The organism is Gordonia sp. C13 (assembly GCF_023218005.1).
Taxonomy (GTDB): Bacteria; Actinomycetota; Actinomycetes; order Mycobacteriales; family Mycobacteriaceae; genus Gordonia; species Gordonia namibiensis.
In genome coordinates this window covers 55809-77479 of the sequence record NZ_JALPSY010000002.1, presented here as the reverse complement: position 1 = coordinate 77479, position 21671 = coordinate 55809, and the positions used below count along the sequence as shown (strand labels likewise).

The following is a 21671-nucleotide window of genomic DNA, read 5'->3' as shown; positions in this document are numbered from 1 at the left end:
ACGCAAGCCCTGGAGGCGCGTTCGGCGTAGCTCGGTCGAAGTCCTTGACCTGCTCATGGACTACCTCATTTCTGGATGGTGAATCTCCCATTGTTGAAAACGCTAGACCCGGAACGGCCGGCTTCGTGACCGTTTGCGCGAGTCATGTATTCGTCGAGAATCCCTGCGATCGCGATGATCGCCTCGTTCTCGGTCATCCCGAGGTGGTGCACGTCGACGTCGACATTCGAGATGTCGCCGCGGACGTAGGGCGCCCACCCGTCGTGACCCACCGCATCAGCGCGCCGATCGCGAACCGCGGTGAAGTACCGCAGGTCGACGTCGACGGCCGGTGGCTGCCAGTCACCCAGTGCCCGGAGCAGCATGTTGTATGTCTCGGTGAGGTTCTCGATGGATTCGGCGTCGATGCCGAGGCCGCTCCCGAGACGCTCGGCGATCTGTTCGGCCGCCTCTTCCGCGGTCGCGTCGGCACTGACGAAGTCGATGCCGAGAACCGGGCCGAGGTTGCTAATCAGTTCACCGGCCGTGATCGTCTGGATCGCGTCGGTGTCGACGGCGTCGGCCTCGGTGTCGAGCATCGCGAGCAGCGCGACCTCTTCGCCGGCGGCCCGCATCTCGGCGGCCACGGCGTGCGCGATGGTGCCGCCCAGCGACCACCCCATCAGGTGGTACGGCCCGCGCGGTTGCACCGTCCGGATTTCGTCGAAGTAGCGACGCGCGAGACCGGACACCGTTGTGGGACCGTCCTTCTCGCCACCGATCTGCGGTGCCTGCAGACCGTACACCGGCCGTCCGGACGCGAGGTGCCGGCCGAGGGTGTGGTAGGCCCACGAGAGACCGGATGCGGGATGGACGCAGAACAGCGGCGGCTTCTCCCCACCCGGCCGGATGGGCAGCAGGACGTCGAACCCGAGCGGCGGCAGCGCATCGAACTCCATCGACGCGTCGGCGCCTTCGCCGTTGCCCATCCAGTCCTCGATCCGCCGGGCCAGATCGGCCGGGCTCGAGGCGGAGAGCATCCACCGGACCGGGATGTCCATGTGCAGTTCGCTCTTCAGGTCGTTGACCACCTGCACCGACCTCAGCGAGTTGCCGCCGAGTTCGTAGAAGTCGTCGTCGACTCCCACCCGCTGCACGCCCAGGACGTGTTCGAAGGTGCGGACGATCTCACCTTCCAGCCACGTGGACGGTTCGCGGAATTCCGCCGTGTTCAGCGTCGGCATGGGCAGTCGCTTGCGGTCGAGCTTGCCCGACGCGGTCAGCGGGACCGTCTCCAGCACCAGCACTGCGGTCGGCATCATGTAGCCCGGCAACTCCGTCGACGCGAACGCCGTCACCTCGTCGGTGTCGAGCGATTCTGCATCGCCGTTTGCCGGCACGAGATAGACCGCGAGGAACTCGACGGTCTCGGTCGAGGTGACCGTGGCGACCGCGCGGGCGACCTTCGGGTGTTCGGCGAACACCGCCTCGATCTCCCCGAGCTCGATGCGCAGACCGCGCAGCTTGACCTGGAAGTCGCTGCGGCCCAGATACTCCAGGTCACCGGTCGGGCGTCGACGCACGAGGTCGCCGGTGCGGTACATCCGCTCCCCCGGTGCGAACGGGTCGGCCACGAACCGTTCCGCGGTCAGACCGGGCCGTCCGTGGTAACCGCGGGCCACCTGGGTCCCCGACAGGTACAGGTCTCCGGTCACCCCCATGGGCACGGGCTGCAACCGCGAATCGAGGACGTAGGCCCGGGCGTTCCAGACCGGCTTGCCCATCGGCACGGCACCGGTGTCGCCGGGTTGGGCGGCGTACGCGGTGGCGTGCACCGTGAATTCCGTCGGACCGTAGAGGTTGTGCAGTTCCACTCCCGGCAGCATCCGCCGCGCCGCGGCCACCACGTCCGGACCGAACGCCTCGCCCGCCACGAGCAGCGCCCGCAGCGATTCCAGCGCAACGGTTCTCGCGGAGTCGGCGAACACCGCGAGCATCGACGGCACGAACGAGGTGATGGTCACGCGCTCACGGGCGATCGTGCCGGCGAGGTAGTCGGGGTCGGTGTGCCCGTCCGACCGTGCGATCACCAGGCGGGCTCCCACCATGAGGGTGGCGAAGAGCTCCCACACCGAGACGTCGAAGGTGGCGGGGGTCTTCTGGAGGACGACGTCCGCGACGTTCAGGTCGTATTCGTCGCTGATCCAGAGCACCTGGTTCACCACTGAACGATGCGACACCGCAACGCCCTTCGGCCTGCCGGTGGACCCGGAGGTGAACAGCACGTAGGCGAGATTCGCCGGGGTCAGCGGGCCGAGCCGGTCCGCGTCGGTCAGCGGCGCGTCGTCGAAAGCGTCGAGATCGACGCCGTCGAGCGAGGTGAGGACCACGACCGGATCGGCGGACTCGAGCATGTAGTCGATCCGCTCGGTCGGGTGATCGGGGTCGACCGGCACGTAGGCGCCGCCGGCGGCGTGCACCGCGTACATCGCGGTGACCTGATCCAGCGAACGCCGCATCCGCAGCGCCACCAGCGAATCCGGCCCGACCCCGCGGGAGACGAGCCACCTCGCCAACCGGTTGACGCGACCGGCGAACTCACCGTAGGTGAGGGTGACGTCGCCTGCCGTGATCGCGGGGCTGTCGGCGAATCGGGTTGCCGAGTCCGCGAAGAGCGACGCCAGCGTGGCGGTGGGGTCGATGGCGTGAGCGGTCTCGTTGCACCGCACCAGGACCGCATCGCGTTCGTCGTCGTCGAGCAGGTCGACCTCGTGGACCAGGCGTGCCGGGTCCTGAGCGAGCGCGCTGAGCATCCGCACCAGGCGTTCACCGAAACCGGCGACCGTCGATGCGTTGAACAGGTCGGTCGCGAAGGTGATCCCGCCGCGGAGTCCGGCCGGCGCGCCGCTCGCGTCGTAGGTGTCCGACACCGTGACCTGCAGGTCGAACAACGACATCCCGGTGTCGGGTTCGACGGCGGACACCGACAGATCCGGCAGTTCAATGTCTGCCGAGGAGATGTTCTGGAACGCCAGCATCACCTGGAACAACGGGTTGTAGGCGTCGGACCGGACCGGGTTGAGCTCCTGCACGAGTCGCTCGAACGGGACGTCCGCGTGCCCGAAGGCCGCCAGATCGGTGTCCCGCACGTCGTCGATCAGTTCGCGCAATGTCATGTCCTGGCGCAACCGCGTGCGGAGGACCAGCGTGTTGACGAACATGCCGATCAGATCGTCGAGTTCGCGCTCACCGCGTCCGGCGTACGGGGTGCCGATTGCCACGTCGTCGGTGGCCGCGAGCCGCGCCAGCAGTGCGGCCAGCGCCGCGTGGACGACCATGAACAGCGTCGTGTTGTGGGCACGGGCGACCTGTTGCAGCGCCGCGTGCAGGTCGGCGTCCACGGTCAGCGGGACATTGCCGCCGGTGTAGGACTGCGCCGGCGGTCGCGGGCGGTCGGCAGGCAGTTCCAGCAGGGCGGGCGCGTCGGCCAGTTGCTTTGTCCAGTAGTCGATCTGCGCGCGGAGCAACGAGTCGGGGTCGTCGGTGGCACCGAGGACCACCCGCTGCCAGATCGCGTAGTCCGCGTACTGCACCGGCAGCGGTTCCCAGCCGGGTTCGCCACCGTTGGTGCGGGCCGCGTACGCGTTCATCAGGTCCCGGGCGAGCGGCGTCAACGACGAACCGTCGGCGCCGATGTGGTGGATGACCACCGCGAGCACCCACTCGTCGTCGCCGAGCGAGAACAGCCTGATCCGTACCGGGACCTCCGCCGTCACGTCGAAGGGCTGGGCCAGCAGCTTCGACATCGCCCGCGGCATCTCCGACTCGGGCACCGAGGTGACGACCACCGGGACGCGGTCGGCGGCCGGCGGCAGGATCACCTGTGTCGGCTCGGCATCCATGTACGGGTACACCGTGCGCAGGATCTCGTGGCGGTCGACGACGTCGCCGATCGCCGCCTGCAGGGCGTCGACGTCGAGGTGCCCGGACAGCCGGACGACGATCGGGATGCTGTACGCAGGTGATTCGGGTTCGATGCGGCTGAGGAACCACATCCGCTGCTGCGCATACGACAGCGGGATGCGTTCCGGCCGGTCCAGCGATCCCAGCGGGATCCGGCCGATGGCCGTGTGCGATTCGGCCCGAGCCGCCAGCTTCGACACGGTCGACGCCTCGAAGATCATCGACACCGGGACGTTGGTACCCAGCGCTGCGCCGATCCTCGACACGACACGGGTGGCGGCGAGGCTGTTGCCGCCGAGGTCGAAGAAGTCGTCGTCGGCACCGACGCCGCCCTCGATCCCGAGGACGTCGGCGAAGACACCGGCCACGATCTCCTCCACCGGGGATGCCGGGGCGCGGAAGCGACGGGTCGTGATGAGCGGCGCGGGAAGAGCCTTGCGGTCGAGCTTGCCGCTCGGCGTCAGCGGGATCTCGTCGAGGACCATGACCGCCGCCGGGACCATGTAGGGCGGCAGCGAGTCCAGGAGCAGGGCCCGCAGCTTCTCCCCCGAGATGACCTCGCCGGGAGCCGGCACCACGTAGGAGACCAGGCGCATGCCCACCCCGCTGTCGCGCCGCGGCACCGTGACCGCGTACGACACCCCGGGATGATCACCCAGCGCCGAGTCGATCTCGCCGAGCTCCACCCGGAATCCGTGGATCTTCACCTGGAAGTCATTGCGTCCCAGGAACTCCAACGAACCGGCGGCATTCCAGCGGACGACGTCGCCGGTGCGGTACATCCGCTCGCCGGGCTCGCCGAAGGGATGGGCCACGTACCGCGACGCGGAGACGCCCGGGCGGTTCAGGTACCCCCGGGCCAGTGCCGGGCCGGCCAGGTAGAGCTCACCGGCCACACCGACCGGCACGGGCTGCATCCGCGGGTCCAGAACCAGTGCCTGCATCCCGGCCAACGGCGTGCCGATGGTCGAACGCTCCCCCGCGTCCAGAGGTTCGGTCGCGGTCGCGACGATCGTGGTCTCGGTGGGGCCGTACAGCACCCGGAATCGGCGGGCCCGGGCCGGGTCGTCGCCCACCCAGCGGGTGATCAGATCGGTCGGCACCTCGTCACCGCCGGACATGACCTCGCGCAGGTCGTCGAGGCCCTCAGGGTCGACCGACGCCAGCGCGGCGGGCGTCACGAACGCGTGGGTGACGCGCTGATCGCGGAGGAAGTCGCCGAGCTCGTTGCCGCCGCGGACGTCGGTCGGCGCCACCACGAGTGCCGAGGACGAACTGATCGACAGCAGGATCTCGAGCAGGGAGGCGTCGAAGGACGGAGACGCGAAGTGCAGGACCCGGGAGGTGGGACCGCTCTCGGGATCGACGAACAGTGAGGACAGGTAGTCGGCGACACCGGCGTGGCTGACCGCGACGCCCTTGGGCACGCCGGTCGATCCGGAGGTGAAGACCACCCATGCCGTGTTCTCCGCACGTACCGGCCGGATGCGTTCGGCCTGCCCGATCTCGGCGTCGTCGAGCGCATCGATGCGTTCGGCGTCGGCGGGATCGTCTACGACGACCCAGTCGATGGTCCCGGGGAGCCCGGCGCGTGCCCCGAGCGTCGTGATGCCCAGCGTCGCACCGGAATCGGTGACCATCTGGTCGATGCGTGCGGTCGGGTAGTGCGGGTCGACCGGAACGTAGGCGGCACCCGACTTGACCACGGCCCACCAGGCGATCACCGAGTCCAGGGACCTCTCGACCGCGACGGCCACCGGCCGCTCCGGCGCCGCGCCCAGTCGAATGAGGTGGCGTGCCAGACGATTCGAACGACGATCGAGTTCGGCGTAGGTCAGCTCGACGCCGCCGGCGATCACCGCAGGTCCGCGCGGGTTGCGGCGGACTGCAGCGGCGAAGACCTCCGGTAGGAGCACCGGCGACGGTCCCTCGGCGACGAGACGCGGACGACCGACGCGCGAGAGCAGGTCGGTACGTTCGGCGGCGTCGAGCCAATCGATCTCGCCGACCGGGGTCTCCGGATCGTCGACGATCGCCTCCAACATCCGGCACAGTCGCTTGACGAAGCCCTGGACCGTTGCCGGGTCGAACAGGTCGTTCGCGAACATCATCGCGCCCGAGATACCTTGCGCAGTGCCGTTTTCGCCGTACGAGTCGGCGACGACGAGCTGCAGGTCGAACTGGCAGACACCGGTGTCGGCCTGCGCCCGGGACACGGTCACCTCGGGCAGCACCACGTCGGTCTTCGAGAGGTTCTGGAAGGCCAGCGCCACCTGGAACAGCGGATGGTGTGCCGTCGAGCGCTGCGGATTCAGCTCTTCGACGATGCGCTCGAACGGGACGTCGCCGTGTTCGTAGGCGTGCAGGTCGGTGTCCCTGACCTGACCCAGCAGATCGACGAAGGACTGCTCACGGTCGAGCGACGTGCGCAGGGCGAGGGTGTTCACGAACATCCCGACCAGCGGTTCGAGTCCGGGCTCACCGCGGCCGGCGACCGGTGTGCCGACGACGATATCGTCGCCACCGCTCAGGCGGCCGAGAAGCGTTGCGAGCGCGGCGTGCAGGACCATGAACAACGATGCGTTCCGCGAGCGTGCGAGGTCCATGAGGCGGTCGTGCAGCTGCGCGCCGATCTCCACCGGGACGTGGCCGCCGGACAGGCTCGCGACCGCGGGGCGCGGACGGTCGGTGGGCAGATCCAGGACATCCGGGATCTCTGCCAGCGTCGACCGCCAGTAGTCCAGCTGGGCGTGCATGAGGGACTGCGGATCGTCGGGCTCACCGAGGACCCGCCGCTGCCACAGGGCGTAGTCGGCGTACTGGACCTCGAGCGGCTCCCAGGCGGGTTCCTGTCCTTCCAGCCGGGCTGCGTAGGCGATCATGACATCGCGGGCCAGCGGCGCCATGGACTGCCCGTCACCCGCGATGTGGTGGACGACGAGGACCAGCAGGAATTCTCCGGCCTGGTCCAACCGACCGCCGGCCGGCATGCCGGGCTCGTCGATACGCAGCAGGCCCACCCGGATCGGCACCCTGGTGGTCACGTCGAAACCGCGTCGGACGAACTCGGTCACCACTTCTTCGACCGCGCTCTCCGGCACGTACCGCACCTCGACGGCAGCCGCGACGTGGTCCAGCACCACCTGATGCGGTTCACCCGCGTCGTCGGGGTAGATCGTCCGCAACACCTCGTGCCGGCCGATCACGTCGGCGAGCGCATCCTCGAGTGCTGCGATGTCGAGGCGTCCGGTCAGCTTCAGCAGCACCGGGATGTTGTAGGCGGGTGACTCCGGCTCCATGCGGTTGAGGAACCACATACGCTGCTGTGCGAGCGACAGCGGAATCCGCTCCGGTCGCGGGCCGGCGACCAGCGGTGCACGTTGCCCTTCCTGCAGCGATCCGGCGAGGCCGGCCAGGGCCGACACGGTGGGCGCCTCGAACAGGGCACGCACCGGGACACGAACTCCCAGCGCCGAACCCACCCGCGCCGCCACCACCGAAGCACTCAGCGAATCGCCGCCGAGGGCGAAGAAGTCGTCGTCGGCGCCGACCCGGTCGATCTCCAGCACCTCTTCGAAGGCGGTGGCCACCGCGGACTCCGCGGGAGTCGACGGTGCGCGGAATTCCGTTGCCGCGAACACCGGTTCGGGCAACCGTCCCCGGTCCAACTTGCCGGTCGGGGTCCGCGGGACCTCGTCGAGGACGACGACCGCAGCCGGGACCATGTACGCGGGCAGGCTCTGCGAGAGGAAATCCCGCAGCTCGTCGCCGGACAGTTCCTCGCCCGGCGTGGCCACCACGTAGGACACCAGCATCTGCGGCATCCCGTTGTCACTGCGGGCGATGGTGACCGCGTAGGCGATGTCGGACCGGCCACCGAGAGCCGCGTCGATCTCTCCGATCTCGATGCGGGTGCCGCGGATCTTGACCTGGAAATCGTTGCGTCCCAGGTACTCCAGCTGATCGTCGGCGGTCCGCCGGACCAGGTCGCCGGTGCGGTACATCCGCTCACCGGTGTCGCCGAACGGACATGCGACGAACCGGGCCGCGGTCGTCGTCGGCTTCCCGACGTAACCGTCGGCCAGTCCGGGCCCGAAGAGGTAGAGCTCGCCGACGACGCCCTGGGGCACCGGGCGCATCCACGTGTCGAGCACGACTCCGGCGACCGGTCCGATCGTGCGGCCGATGGTCACCGGCCCCTGCGGATCGAGCGGTTCGCTCGCCGTGGCCCAGACGGTGATCTCGGTGGGGCCGTAGATGTTGATCATCTTGCGTCCCGGCGCCCACCGCGCGACCAGCTCCGGACCGACGGCCTCACCGGCGGGAGCGAGCACGCGCAGCGTGTCGAGACCCGCCTCGGGCACCGTCGACAGAGCCGACGGCGTCACCACCGCGTGCGTCACGTGTTCGCGCCGGATCAGTTCGGCCAGTTCGGGACCGCCGTAGACGTCGGGTGGTGAGACCACCAGGCGGCCGCCGGCGCCGTGGGCCATCAGCAGCTCGAACACCGAGGCGTCGAAGCTCGGCGAGGCCACCTGGAGAACGCTCGCGGTGTCGTCGGCGAAGAGAACGCGGTGCTGCGCCTCGACGAGCCGCGCGAGGCCGCGATGACTGACGATCACGCCCTTCGGCATGCCGGTCGAGCCGGAGGTGTAGATGACGTAGGCGGTCTGACCGATCCGGATCGGACCCCCGCGCTCGGCATCGGTGATCGGTGCGTCCGATTCGGCGTCGAGCAGGCACGGGTGCCGTTCGTCGTCGAGTTCGAGCCACTCGATGCCGGGGGGCACGCCGGGACCGTCCAGGGTAGCGGTCCCGGCGTGCGTGAGACCCAGCCTGACATCGGCATCGGAGAGCAGGTATCCGATCCGTTCAGCAGGCAGGGTCGGGTCCACCGGCAGGAATGCCGCGCCCGTCTTGGCCACCGCCCAGATGGCGACGACCGCGTCGAGCGATCTCGGCAACACACAGGCGACCACATCTTGTGATCCGACTCCCCGGCGCAGGAGGAGTCTGGCCATTCGGTTCGACCGCTCGTCGAGCCAGCGGTACGACACCGACGCGCCGCACGTCACCGCGATGGCGTTCGGGTGGCGGGCAACGGAAGCAGCGAGGATCTCGGGCATCGTCGCCGGCCGGAGGTTCTGCGGCGAGGCGGGCAGATCCAGAGCACCGCCGCCGTGCGCGAGGACGCCCACCCGGGTGTCCGGGTCGTCGGCGATCCGGGCCAGGCACTCGACGAAGAGGTCGAGGATCTCCCGCGCCCGGGCGGGGTCGAAGTCGCCGCGGCGGAAGCGCAACGTGATCGACAGCCCCGGTTCCCCGTCTCCGACATCGTTCTTCGGAGCGACGACGAGACTCAGCGGATACGGCGTGGCGTCGACTCCGGTGATCCCGTCGACGCGGAGTCCCGCCGAGGACACGAGCTCCTGGAGGGTCGACTCGCGCAGCGGGAAGGACTGGAAGGCCAGCGCGGTGTCGAACATCTCCGAGAGACCCACCGCCCGGTGGATGGCCGGGAGGCCCACGTAGTGATGGTCGAGCAGTTCGGCGTTGCTGTCCTGGGCACCGACCAGCAGGTCGCGCAGCGAGGCCGCAGGGTCGAGGCGGACGCGGACCGGGACGGTGTTCAGGAACATCCCGAGGGCCCGCTCGACACCCGGCAGTTCCGGCGGTCGCCCGGCGACGGCCGAGCCGAGGATCACGTCGGTCTCGCCGGTCAGCATCCGCAGGACGAGTGCCCACGCAGTCGACACCGCGGTGCCGACGGTGACCGCGGAATCGGCTGCGACAGAACGCAACCGCAGGTACTCCTGGGCCGGCAGCTCCGCACCGACCTCGCCGGCCAGGTCGCCCGACATCGCCGGATCGCGCCGGCTGACGCGGGTGGGCCCGTCGACGTCGGCGTAGGCCCGTGTCCATGCGGCGAGGGACGCTTCGTGGTCCTGCTGCGCCAGCCAGCGCAGGTAGTCGCGGTACGACGGTGCGGACCCGGCGTGCTCGATCCGCTCGGGTTCGCCGTAGAACTCGAGGAGTTCACCGATGAGCAGCGGCATCGACCAGCCGTCGAGGATGACGTGGTGGTTGGTGATGTGCAGTTCGAACGCCTCGGCGTCGAGACGGATCAGGGTGAACCGGATGAGCGACGGGACGCTGAGGTCGAATCCTGCCTCCGCGTCTTCCGCGGCGATTCGCTCGGCGTCCGCCTGCGCACTCTCGCGGGACCGGTCGGACAGGTCGATCTCGCGGAAGGCGACCTCGACGTGGCCGACCACGACCTGGCGTGGGCCGCGGGAGGTCTCGACGAAACCTGCACGCAGGATGTCGTGCCGGTCGACCAGTGCCTGCGCGGCCCGACGCAACCGTGCTCCGTCGAGATGGCCCGACAACCTGATCGTCGACTGCACGGTGTAGTTGTCCGCCGAGTCGGGGTCGAGCGTGGAGTGGAAGTGGATGCCGGACTGCGTCGACGACAGTGGCCAGATCTCCGACAGGTCCGGGTACCGATGACGGAGGTTTTCCGCGTCGGAGTCGCACACGTCGGCGAAGTCGTCGGCGGAGAGCGCCTCGTGATCCGCGAGACGGGCCTCCACCGCGGCGCCCGGCCGGCCCGCGACGTCGTGTCCGGCGTCGTCCGGATCCACGAGCGCTGACAGCGCGGCGACCGTCTTGGCCTCGAAGACCTGGCGACCGGTGATGTTCAGTCCGGCCGACTTGGCCAGGGCCACCAGTTGCATCGAGACGATGGAGTCGCCGCCCAGGGCGAAGAAGTTGTCGTCGGCGGTCACCGTCTCGAGGTTCAGGGCCTCGGCGAACAATCGTGCGATGAGCTCCTCGGTGGGTGTCGAGGGCGCTCGGCCGCCGGCACTCTCGGCGCGGAAGTCCCACGCGGGGAGAGCCTTCCGGTCGACCTTGCCGGTGCGGGTCACCGGCATCGCGGGCAGCTCGAGAATGGCGGTCGGGACCATGTAGCGCGGCAGCGATTCCGCGAGATCGGCTCGTAGCGCGGTGACGTCGAGCTGCTCCCCCGGGGTGCCGACGACATAGGACACGATGACCGGCTGGCCGGTCGGTCCTGGCTGGACCAGGGTGACGGCCTGCGCCACGGCGTCGTGCCGTGCGAGGTGGGCGTCGATGTCCCCGGTCTCGATTCGCAGTCCGTGGATCTTGACCTGCTGGTCGTTGCGACCCAGGTAGTCCAGTTCGAGTCCGTCGCGTCCGTGGATCCATCGCACCTGATCACCGGTGCGGTAGATGCGTTCGCCGGTCGCCGACCGCGGGTCCGCCACGAACCGGGAGGCGGTGAGGCCGGGCCGGTCGAAGTAGCCACGGGCCAGACCCGGTCCGCCCAGGTACAGTTCGCCGGCCACGCCGACCGGGACCGGACGCAGCCACGCGTCGAGCACCACCGCGGACACTCCGCGGACCGGTTCGCCGATGGTCACCGGTTCCCCGGGCTGCAGGTCGTCGGCCGCAGTGGCCCAGATGGTGGTCTCGGTCGGTCCGTAGTGGTTCATCAGCCGACGGCCGGGTGCCCAGCGGTTCACGATGTCGGCGCCGGTGGCCTCGCCGACCACTGCGATCGTCGCCAGCGACGGCACCCGTGCGGGGTCCATCGTGTTGAGGGCGGTCGGGGTGATGATCGCGTGGGAGATCTGTTCCGCGCGAACCAGTTCCTCGAGATCGACGCCGCCGTAGACATCCTGGGGCGCCACCACCAGGCAGGCCCCGTTGCCATGGGCGAGCAGGACCTCGGAGACGCAGGCGTCGAAGCCCGGGGAGGCCACCTGTAGAACTGCCGAACCCGGCTGTACCCCGAAGTAGTCGGCGAGTGCGGTGACCCGGTCCCGCAGCCCCCGATGGGCGATGTGGACCGCTTTCGGCCGTCCGGTCGATCCGGAGGTGAAGATCAGGTACGCACTGCTGTCGGCCTCCACCGGGATCGTCGACCGGTCCGCCGTCGCCCCTTCGTCATCCGACCGGCCGGCGGCGTCGAGGACAAGCCAGTCGACGGAATCCGGCAGGTTCTTCGTGACCTCCTCGACCGTCACCCCGAGCACGCACCGCGAGTCGGCCAGCAACTCGGCCAGCCGGTAGGCGGGGTTGCCGGGATCGAGGGCGACAAAGGCCGCACCCGACTTGGCGATCGCCCACATCGCGACGATGAGTTCGACCGACCGCGGGACGGCCAGCGCGACGAATCGCTCGGGGCCGGCGCCACGGCGAACGAGCTCGCAGGCGACGCGATCGGCCCGCTCGTCGAGTTCACGGAATGTCAGGGTGTCCCCGCCCGACCGCACGGCCGGGGCGTCCGGATACCGGCGTGCGGTGTCGGACAGGATGCCCCGGAGCGTGCGCGGTGTCATGGCCGGCGGCCCCTCGACGCGGGCCAGCTCCGCCCATTCGGTGTCCCAGCACGGGGAGACCGTCGCGACCTTTCGGCCCGGGTCCGCCGCGATCTGACCCAGCAGCATCGCGAAGCGCTCGAGCAGCAGTCCCGCGGACTGGGCGTCGAGCCGATCGGATGCGTACTTCAGGATGAGCTCGTAATGTCCCGGTTCACTCCCGGCCCGCGACGGCCGCGGCGGCGTGACCTGGAGGCTGACCGGATACGGCGTCGCATCGTGGGCGACGATGCCCTTCCACTGCAGCCCGGCGTCCGCGAGCGCACCCGCCACTCCCTCGGCGTCGATGGGATAGGACTCCAGAACCGTTGCGGTGTCGAAGATGTCGGCCATCCCCGCGGCCCGTTGGAGTTCGGCGAGACCGATGTTGCGGTGGTCGAGCATGGCGGCCTGCTCGGCCTGTGCCCGCGTGAGCAACTCGGTGACCGTCTCGTCGGGGTCGAGCCGTACCCGCACCGGCAGGGTGTTGATGAACAGACCGATCATCCGCTCGATCCCCGCGATGTGCGCCGGGCGATCGGAGACGGTGTTGCCGAACACCACGTCCGACCGGCCGGTCATCGTGGAGAGCAGCAGCGCCCAGGCCACCTGGATGGCCGTGTTGGGGGTGACGCCGTGCGCACGACCGAGTCCGAGGACCGCGTCGGTGGTGGCGGCGTCGAGGTCGAGGTCGACCTGTGCGACCTCGGCGGTGGCGACCCGCTCCGGGTTGCCGGCCAGCCGGGTCGGGCTCTCGATGTCGGCCAGCATCTCCTCCCAGGCCTCCACCGTCGCGGCGTGGTCCTGGGAATCCAGCCACTGCAGGTACTCCCGGAACGAACGCGGCGTGGGCAGACCCGCCGCGGCACCGTCCGTCGATTCGGTGATGTAGAGCGCGAGCAGTTCCTGGACGACCAGCGGCATCGACCAGCCGTCGAGCACGATGTGGTGGTTGGTCAGCAGGAGCATGAACTCGTCGTCGTCGACGCGGATGAGGTGGAACCGCATCAGCGGCGGCCGCATCAGGTCGAAGGGGGTCGCCGAGTCGGTGATCAGTCGACGCAGCTCACGGTGCCGCTCCTCGCGATCGGCGATGCCGGTGAGGTCGGAGTCCGTCCAGTCGACGGCCACGTCACGCAGCAGGATCTGACGCGGACCGGCCGCGGTCTCGACGAATGCGACGCGCAGGCTGTCGTGACGGTCGACGAGAGCCTGTGCGGCGCGCCGCATCCGCTCCGCTTGCAGCGAGCCGCCGAGGGTCAGTTCGGCCTGCACGACGTAACCGTCGGCGTCACTGACACCGCCGGCAGCATTGGTGTCGATGCCGTCGTAGGTGGCGTGGAACAGGAGCCCGGCCTGCAGCGCCGTCAGCGGCCAGACATCGACCATCGACGGATGATCGCGCAGCCAGCCGTCGATCTCGTCCTGTGTGGTCTCCACGAGCGGGAAGTCCGACGGGGTGTACCCGCCGGCATCGTCGGCCCGGGCATGGCGGGCGAGCGCCTCGAGGGCCTGCACCCACAGTTGCGACAGTTCATCGACCTCGGCGCGATCGAGCACCAGCGAGGCGAACTCCCATACGGCGTCGAGTTCGAGTCCGTCCGGGCCCGGTTCGGCGATCGCGTTGATGTCCAGGACCGCCGGGAGGGCCATCCACGGGTCGGCGGTGCCGGCCAGTGCGTCGAACTCGCGCGACGGCGTCCACGGTCCGAAGACATCGCGGGTACCCGCGCGGCCCAGGTAGTTGAAACTGATCTGCGGTTCGGGACGGTTCTGGAGTTCGTTGCAACCGACCGGGTCCAGGTGCCGGACCATGCCGTAGCCGATGCCGTTGTCGGGCACCGCGCGCAGGAACTCCTTGACCCGCTTGATCGCCGTACCGGCGGCCGCCCCGCCGGCGAATGCGTCGTCGAGGTCGATGTCGTCGAGGTCCAGCCGGACGGGGAACCGAGAGGTGAACCAGCCGACCGTCGCGGTCAGGTCGGCGCCGGGGACGGCCGACTCCTCGCGGCCGTGTCCTTCGAGCGCGATCAGTTCGCCGCCCGGAGCGTCGCCGTGCAGCGACCGCCAGCGCGCGAGGGCGAGTCCCAGGGCCGCGAGCAGCGGGTCGTTGGGGCTGCCGTGGAACCGGCCGGGGATGGTCGTGACGATCGTCTCGGTGACGTCGGCGGGGATGCGCATCCGCACTCGTCCCGCCGTGGCGGTGATGTCCCGGTCGGGGTCGAGCGCCCGTGCGCCGAGCGGACGATCGCCGGCCGCGAGGGTGTTCGACCAGAGGTCGAGCTCGGCGGCGGTACGGCCCGAGGACCGTTCGACCAGGCCGTGAACCCAGCGACGCACGGAGGTCGTCGGCGTGCTGAGCTGCGGGTCTCCGCCCGCAGCGATCTGACCGTGGGCGACCGCGAGGTCGCTCAGCAGGATGCGCCACGACACGCCGTCGACGGCGAGGTGGTGGATCACGAGCCACAGCAGGTCCGGGTTCGTGCCGGTGCGGTCCCGCAGCCAGACGAAGCGCGTGAGCAGCCCGGCGCGCGGGTCCAGCAGATCGGCGGCCGCCTGCAGTTGCTGATCGATCTCGTCGGCGTCGCGACGTTCGAGCCACACCTCGGTCAGCGTCTCCTCGACGTCGACCGAGCCGTGCTCACGGACCTCGACGAACCCCTCGCCCGCGTGGTCGTCGCGCAGGACCGCACGCAGGATGTCGTGACGGTCGACGAGCGCGCCCAGGGCGCGCACGAGGTCGGCGCGACGGAGGTCGTCGGGGAGCTCGATGAGCGCGGCCTGCGCGAAGCGGTCGATGTGTCCCCGCTCGAGCATCGCGTGCATGATCGGCGCCAGCGGGAACGAACCCACACCGGCACCGGGGAGCTCGTGCAGCGTGTCGTCGGTCGACGCCTCGGTCGCCCGGACCGCGAGAGCCGCGACGGTCTTGCACTCGAACACGTCCTGGGTCGAGAACGCCAGTCCAGCGGCCTTGGCCCGGCCCACGAGTTCGATCGAGGAGATGCTGTCGCCGCCGAGGACGAAGAAGCTGTCGTCGGCACCGACCTCGTCGACACCGAGGACCTCGGAGAACAGCTGTGCCAGCCGGTATTCCGCGGGCGTCGACGGCGGCCGTCCGGTGCGGGCGGACGCAAAGACCGGAGCGGGCAGTGCCTTCCGGTCGACCTTGCCGAACGCGTTGAGAGGCAACGCGTCGAGCGTGGTGATCACCGCCGGGACCATGTGCGGCGGAAGCGATTCGCGAGCGAACCGGGTCAGGTCGGGCACCTCGATCCGATGGTCGCGGACCGGCGACACGTAGGAGGCGAGAACGGTTGCGCCGGCGTTGTTGCGGACCGGCACGGTGATCGACGCCTCGACGTCGGGGTGGCCGATGAGAGCCGCGTCGATCTCGCCGGGCTCGATCCGGTAGCCACGGATCTTCAACTGGAAATCGGTGCGACCCAGCAGTTCCAGCGACAGCGCGGAGGGCTTCCCCACCCAGCGCGCCAGATCGCCGGTGCGGTACATCCGCTCACCGGGTTCACCGTGGGGGTTGGCGACGAACCGGCCGGCGGTCTGGCCGAACAGGTTCGCGTAGCCGCGTGCGAGACCCCGCCCCGCCAGGTACAGCTCCCCCGCGGTGCCGACCGGGACCGGCTGCAGCGCGGGGTCGAGGATCATCATCGACGCACCGCACACCGGCCGGCCGACGGTCAGATCCTCGGCGGGGTCGATGACACCGCTGGCCGCGGTGATCGTCGCCTCGGTGGGTCCGTACTCGTTGATCATCCGCGCACACCGCGTCCACCGTTCGACGATGCGCGGCGCGGTCTTGTCGCCGCCGACCATGACCGCCCGCAGGTCGGTCAGGGCTTCGGGCTCGACGGTGGCCAGCATCGCCGGCGTCAGCGTCAGGTGGGTGACACCCTCGTCGGCCAGCAGTCGGGTGAGCCGCTCCCCGCCGATCACGTCCGGCGGCACGACGATCAGCGCGGAACCGTTCGCGAAGCAGGTCAGCAGCTGTTCCATGGACGCGTCGAAGCTCGGCGAAAGGGCATAGGACACCCGTGATCCCGAGTCCAGGCCGTAAACCTCGGACCGATCGGAGATGAGGTTCGCGAGCCCGTTGTGCGTGACCTGGACACCCTTCGGGACACCGGTCGAGCCCGAGGTGTAGGTCATGTACGCCACGTTGTCCGCACGCAGCGGACGAGTGCGGTCGCGGTCGGTGATCACCTCGTCCGGGGCGAGGGCGGCCCCCTCCCCGAGACCGCCCTCGCCGTCGACGAGCACCGTGGGCATCGACTCCGGGAGTCGGTCGGTGAACTCGTCGGCTGTGATCGCCACGTCGGCGCCGCTGTCGGCGACGATGTGCTCGATACGCTTGCGTGGGTAGTCCGGGTCCACCTGGACGATGGCAGCCCCGGACTTCGCAACCGCCCACGCGGCGGTGACGGACTCGGCGGACCGTCTGAGAAGAATCGCCACCGCCGTGTCGGGCCCGCAGCCCAAGTCGATCAGGCGGCGCGCCATCCGCGACGAGACGGCGTCGAGTTCCCGATACGTCAGCCGGCGACCGTCCGACGAGATCGCGACACGGTCGCCGTGACGGGCCACACTGTTGGCGAAGATGTCCGGGAGAAGCCGCGGCACAACACCTTCCGAACCGCGCACCGGTAGGAGAGCATTCCGCTCGTCCGCGTCGAGCAGCTCGAGCAGACCCACCTGATCATCCGAGCCGCCCACGAGGAACTCGTGCAGGAACATCAGGAACCGACGGTGATGGTCGGCGAGCTCGGCGGGCGTGTAGACGTTCGGGTTGCCCTGGAAGTCGATGTGCGTGCTTTCGTGTCCCGCACCGGGGTAGATGTTCACGAACAGGTCGGAGGTCGGACCGGACGTCAGCACGTGCAGGCGCCCCGCCACGTCGCCGAACACGACCTCGCTGTCGATCATCATCAGGTTCACGGCCGGACCGAACGACGACGCCTCGTCGCGCGCGATCCCCATGTCGCGGAAGATGTCCTCCTGGCGGTAGCGCTGCCGCCGGAGTGCGCTCAGCAGCTCACCCTTCACTGCGGTGACGACCTCGTCGAGCGTGCGGCCCGCGACCGGGACGCGCAACGGCACGACGTTCGCCACCATGCCGCCCGAGCGGCGCAGCACGGCCGAGTGCCGGCCCGAGACCGGCAGGCTCAGGAGGACTTCCGGGCTCCCGGCCATCCGGGCGAGGTAGACGGCGAAGGCCGCGACGATCACCGGGGTGACCCCGCCGTCGTGCGACGCGTCGTCGAGCAGACGTGCGGTTTCCTCCGGCAGCGGCGTGGACACGAGCGTCGGGTGCAGCGTTGGCTTGCCGAGCCGGCCGGCGAGACTGACCACCGGAGGGGCACCGTCGAGATGTTCGCTCCAGTACTTCCGGTCGTTCTCGTAGCGGGTCGACCCGGGATAGGACGCGTCCTGCTCGATGATGTCGGCGAGATCGCTTGCCTTACAAGGTGGCGGCTCTTCACCGCGGAGGCCGGCGTTGTACCGCTCGGTGATCCGGCGGACCATCGTGACCGCACCGAATCCGTCGAGCGCGATGTGGTGCGCGCGCAGATACCAGAAGTAGTGGTTCGTCCCGACCTGATAGACGATGCTCGTCATGAGGTGGTCGACGAGAAGGTCCAGCGGCCGCGAATAGTCCTCGGTCATCAGACGATGCGCGGTCCCGATCGGGTCGGGATCCTCACGCAGGTCCACGCTGTACACCGGGGCGCCGTACGCCTCGTCGACGTACTGCCGCGGCTCGCCGTCGACCTCGATCAGCCGCAGATACCCGGAACCGAACTCTCTTCCGGTCGCCCGTGCGGCGTCCTCCAGCACGTCGGTGTCGAGGTCGCCCTCGATCTCGACATACTGCGCCACCGAGATCGGCAGGTCACCCGCCACGTGCTGCGCGAACCAGATGCCCCGCTGCGCCGCGGACAGCGGCAAGGTGCCGACCCGTGACCGAGCACCCGACTCGTCGTCGAAGGTTGACTCGAAATTTCTCTCTGAGATGGTCACGCGGCCTCCCCATGCGTCCTCATCGACTGCGTCCACCGGGCCTGGGGGCATAACCCGGACGGAATCGTCAGACCACAAATTGCTCGTCTCGCGCCTGAAGCGAGAATGGGCAATGCAGCCCCCCTGGATAGTTGTCGCCCCGCCGACAAGAACTGACCGTACTCTCGCGAAACTTTCCGCCACAACGATTTCCGAGAAGCTAGATCAGTCGTACGACCCGGGAGAGAAAGGTCTCGGAATGATGACATTCGGCAATTGGTCCGATCGGATGACATTCGCCAGACACAGTGTTTTTCGCGGATATCTCTGCATGTCGCGTGCTACAGAAGCAGATTCGGATCCAGATTCACATCCAACCGGGTATGGTGCTGAATCCGTTTGCAAGGGCATGGTTTTCGGTTGATCCATGAACTGGGACAAGACTCCCGAATCGCCCATAGTGCCCAAACCGCGATTTAATTAGAGAGATTAGCTAATGGGTATGGAGAATCCAGCTAACGACGCCGTGACCTTTTCGATATTCGAGCTACACCTTCATTCCCGGTTGGCCCGGATGGTCTCGATTCGGGGGTTGTCGTTCCAGGAAACGACAAAGCATCAAGAGATCCTCTCGAGATGACAAACACTTTGTTTCGTTGCCGCGGAGGCCATTTGTCACTTCCGTAGGGACCTTTGTCACTCGGGAGGGGCCGTTGGTCATGGGCACCCACGGTGCGCCGAGTCGATTCCGCCGACGCGGATCGCGGCCGCGTCGTCGTCGGATCTGTTCCGCGGCCCCCTCTCCTGCCCGGCCGGAGCTGCCCCAGACGGCATCGCACGCGGGCGGCGACGGCTGGCGCGCCATCGATCGGCGACGCGACAACCCGATTAGGGTGTGTTCATGGCAGGGCGCAGCATGGACTTCGATCCCATCGCCGAGGCACGGGACAACTGGACCGAGGCCGGGTGGGGCGACGTCGCCGACGGCATGGTCGCGGTGACCTCGGTGATGCGTGCCCACCAGATCCTGCTGGCCCGCGTCGAGGCCACGTTGCGCCCCTTCGATCTGAGCTTCTCCCGGTTCGAGCTTCTCCGACTGCTCGCGTTCTCACGCCAGGGCGCACTCCCGATCACCAAGGCGAGCGACCGTCTCCAAGTTCACGTCACCAGCGTCACCCACGCGATCCGGCGCCTCGAGGAGGGCGGCCTCGTCCGCCGCGTCCCCCACCCCACCGACGGCCGCACCACCCTCGTCGAGATCACCGACCTGGGCCGCTCCACCGTCGAAGACGCCACCAAGACCCTCAACGAGAAGGTCTTCGCCGACGTCGGCATGACCGACGACGAGATGGCCGGCCTCGTCGGGGCCATCCAATCGCTGCGGAAGCACAACGGCGACTTCTGACCTAACGCCCCGTTGCGTTTTGTCGCGGTAAGCGGGACAAAACGCAACGTCGTCACGACGCGGCCCGCAGTAGAGCACTCCGAACCGCCTCGACAACGTGCTCCGGCCGTTCGGTCAGGTCCGCCCATGTGAAGTTCAGGACTGTCCACCCGTCGGCCACGAGCGCATTGCGCTTGGTCCGGTCCCGCTGGAATGTGTCGGCGTCGCGGTGGAAGGCGAAGCCGTCGATCTCGACGGCAAGCCTGGACCGAAGGAATACGAAGTCGAGCAGGTATCCGCACACCGGGACGTTGGCCGTCCAGCCGTCGATGCCCGCGTCGCGGAACAGTTCCGCGGTTCGCCGTTCTGCCTCGGACCTGGTTCCGTCCTCCAACTGATCCAGATACCGAGACACCGGTCCCGCTCCCCGACGGTTCGGGTACCGTCCATGTGCGGACCTGAGGTCCGCAAGCGTCACGTCCTCGGAGAGCAGCGCTGAATCGAGGATGCCGATCCCGAGACCGGCTGCGGCGTCCAGGACGGATAGGGCGAGCGTGGTGATGCGGAGGTCATCCACCACGGTCACGTCTTCGTCGGCGAGATCGCGGTGTCGGACGACAGCGGTCGCCGAGGATCTCGCGTGCCGGCCGTGACGTCCGGTGAACACATGGTGCTTGGCGGGCTCCTTGAGATGCAGACGATGCCACCAGCACGCCGCGACCCCGCCGAGCACCGCATCCTCACCGACCGAGAGCACCGCGATCCGGGCCTGCGCCCGTGCCGAACGAAGGTGCCCTGACACCAAATAGACAGACGGAGCGACCGCGGTCCACTCCCCCGAGGCCCTGCGTCGACTGACAGCGGACCGGCTCAACCCGGCTGCCTGCGCCTGCGACGTCGTCAGCACGCCGTCCTGTCGGATGATGAGCTCGTTGAGATCGATCACGAAAGTTCGACGCAGCGCGCACCACCCCGGTTCCATCCGTGTGGACGCTAAAAGATCCCGTTGCGTTTTGTCCCGCTAACCGGGACAAAACGCAACGGGATCTCAGGAGCCGTACGGCAGGTGCTGCGACCTAGTGCAGCGAGGTGATGATCGCGCTGAAGTCGAGGTCTCCGTGCTGCTCGGCGAAGCCGCGGTACAGCTGTGCGGCGTGGGAACCGAGCGGGGCGCGGGAACCGGTGCTGGCGACGGCGTCCATCGCGAGACCGAGGTCCTTGTTCATCAGTGCGGTGGCGAACCCCGGCTTGAAGTCGTTGTTCGCCGGCGAGGTCGGGACCGGGCCCGGGACCGGGCAGTTGGTCTCGATGGCCCAGCAGTTGCCGGTGGCGCCGGTGACGACGTCGTAGAGCGCCTGCTCGTCGAGACCCAGCTTCTGGGCCAGGACGAAGGCCTCGCCGACGGCGATCTGCTGGACAGCGAGGAGCATGTTGTTGCACACCTTCGCCGCCTGGCCGGCACCCGCCGCACCGCAGTGGATGATCTTGCCGGCCATCGGGTCGAGGGTTCCCCGCGCCGCGGCGAAGGCCTCATCCTCGCCGCCGACCATGAAGGCCAGCGTGCCCGCGGTGGCGCCCTTGACGCCGCCCGAGACGGGGGCGTCGACCTGGGCGAAACCGGAATCGACGGCCCGGCGGTGGATCTCCCGCGCATCGTCGACCGAGATGGTCGACGAGTCGATGAAGAGCGCACCGGTCTGGGCGGCCGGCAGGACCTCGTCGTAGACCTTCTTCACGATGCCGCCGTTGGGCAGCATGGTGATCACGACCTCGGACCCGGACACCGCCTCGATGGCCGCGGGGAACGTCTCGATCCCGTTGGACTTGGCGGTCTCGATCGCCTCGGGGGACAGGTCGAATCCGCGGACGGTGTGGCCGGCCTTGACCAGGTTGGCGGCCATCGGGCCACCCATGTTGCCGAGGCCGAGGAAAGCGATCGTCGTCAT

Annotated in this window: 4 protein-coding genes; 1 reads left to right on the top strand and 3 read right to left on the bottom strand. The window is 68.8% G+C overall.

What is annotated here, in order from left to right:
* Positions 1–65 precede the first annotated feature (65 nt).
* Positions 66–18362 (bottom strand): amino acid adenylation domain-containing protein, encoded by an 18297-nt coding sequence (locus M1L58_RS02775; protein ID WP_248657749.1) that lies wholly within the window; start codon positions 18360–18362, stop codon positions 66–68.
* An 880-nt stretch (positions 18363–19242) separates the two neighbouring features.
* Between M1L58_RS02775 and M1L58_RS02770 the strand changes: the two genes are divergently transcribed.
* Complete coding sequence (locus M1L58_RS02770) at positions 19243–19746, top strand: MarR family transcriptional regulator (protein WP_005201490.1); 504 nt, start codon at positions 19243–19245, stop codon at positions 19744–19746.
* A 52-nt stretch (positions 19747–19798) separates the two neighbouring features.
* On the opposite strand, the gene M1L58_RS02765 is transcribed toward M1L58_RS02770, so the two are convergent.
* Positions 19799–20707 carry a type IV toxin-antitoxin system AbiEi family antitoxin domain-containing protein gene (locus tag M1L58_RS02765; protein WP_248657748.1) on the bottom strand — a complete coding sequence of 303 codons (909 nt, stop codon included), beginning with the start codon at positions 20705–20707 and terminating at the stop codon, positions 19799–19801.
* Between the two features lie 94 nt (positions 20708–20801).
* Positions 20802–21671, bottom strand: a complete 870-nt coding sequence (gene mmsB / locus M1L58_RS02760; protein ID WP_006866178.1) for a 3-hydroxyisobutyrate dehydrogenase — start codon at positions 21669–21671, stop codon at positions 20802–20804.

Excerpts from the sequence above, each read along its gene's own strand:
- M1L58_RS02770 (WP_005201490.1), top strand. The coding sequence starts at position 19,243 with ATGGCAGGGCGCAGCATGGACTTCGATCCCATCGCCGAGGCACGGGAC.
- M1L58_RS02765 (WP_248657748.1), bottom strand. The coding sequence starts at position 20,707 with ATGGAACCGGGGTGGTGCGCGCTGCGTCGAACTTTCGTGATCGATCTC.
- mmsB (WP_006866178.1), bottom strand. The coding sequence starts at position 21,671 with ATGACGACGATCGCTTTCCTCGGCCTCGGCAACATGGGTGGCCCGATG.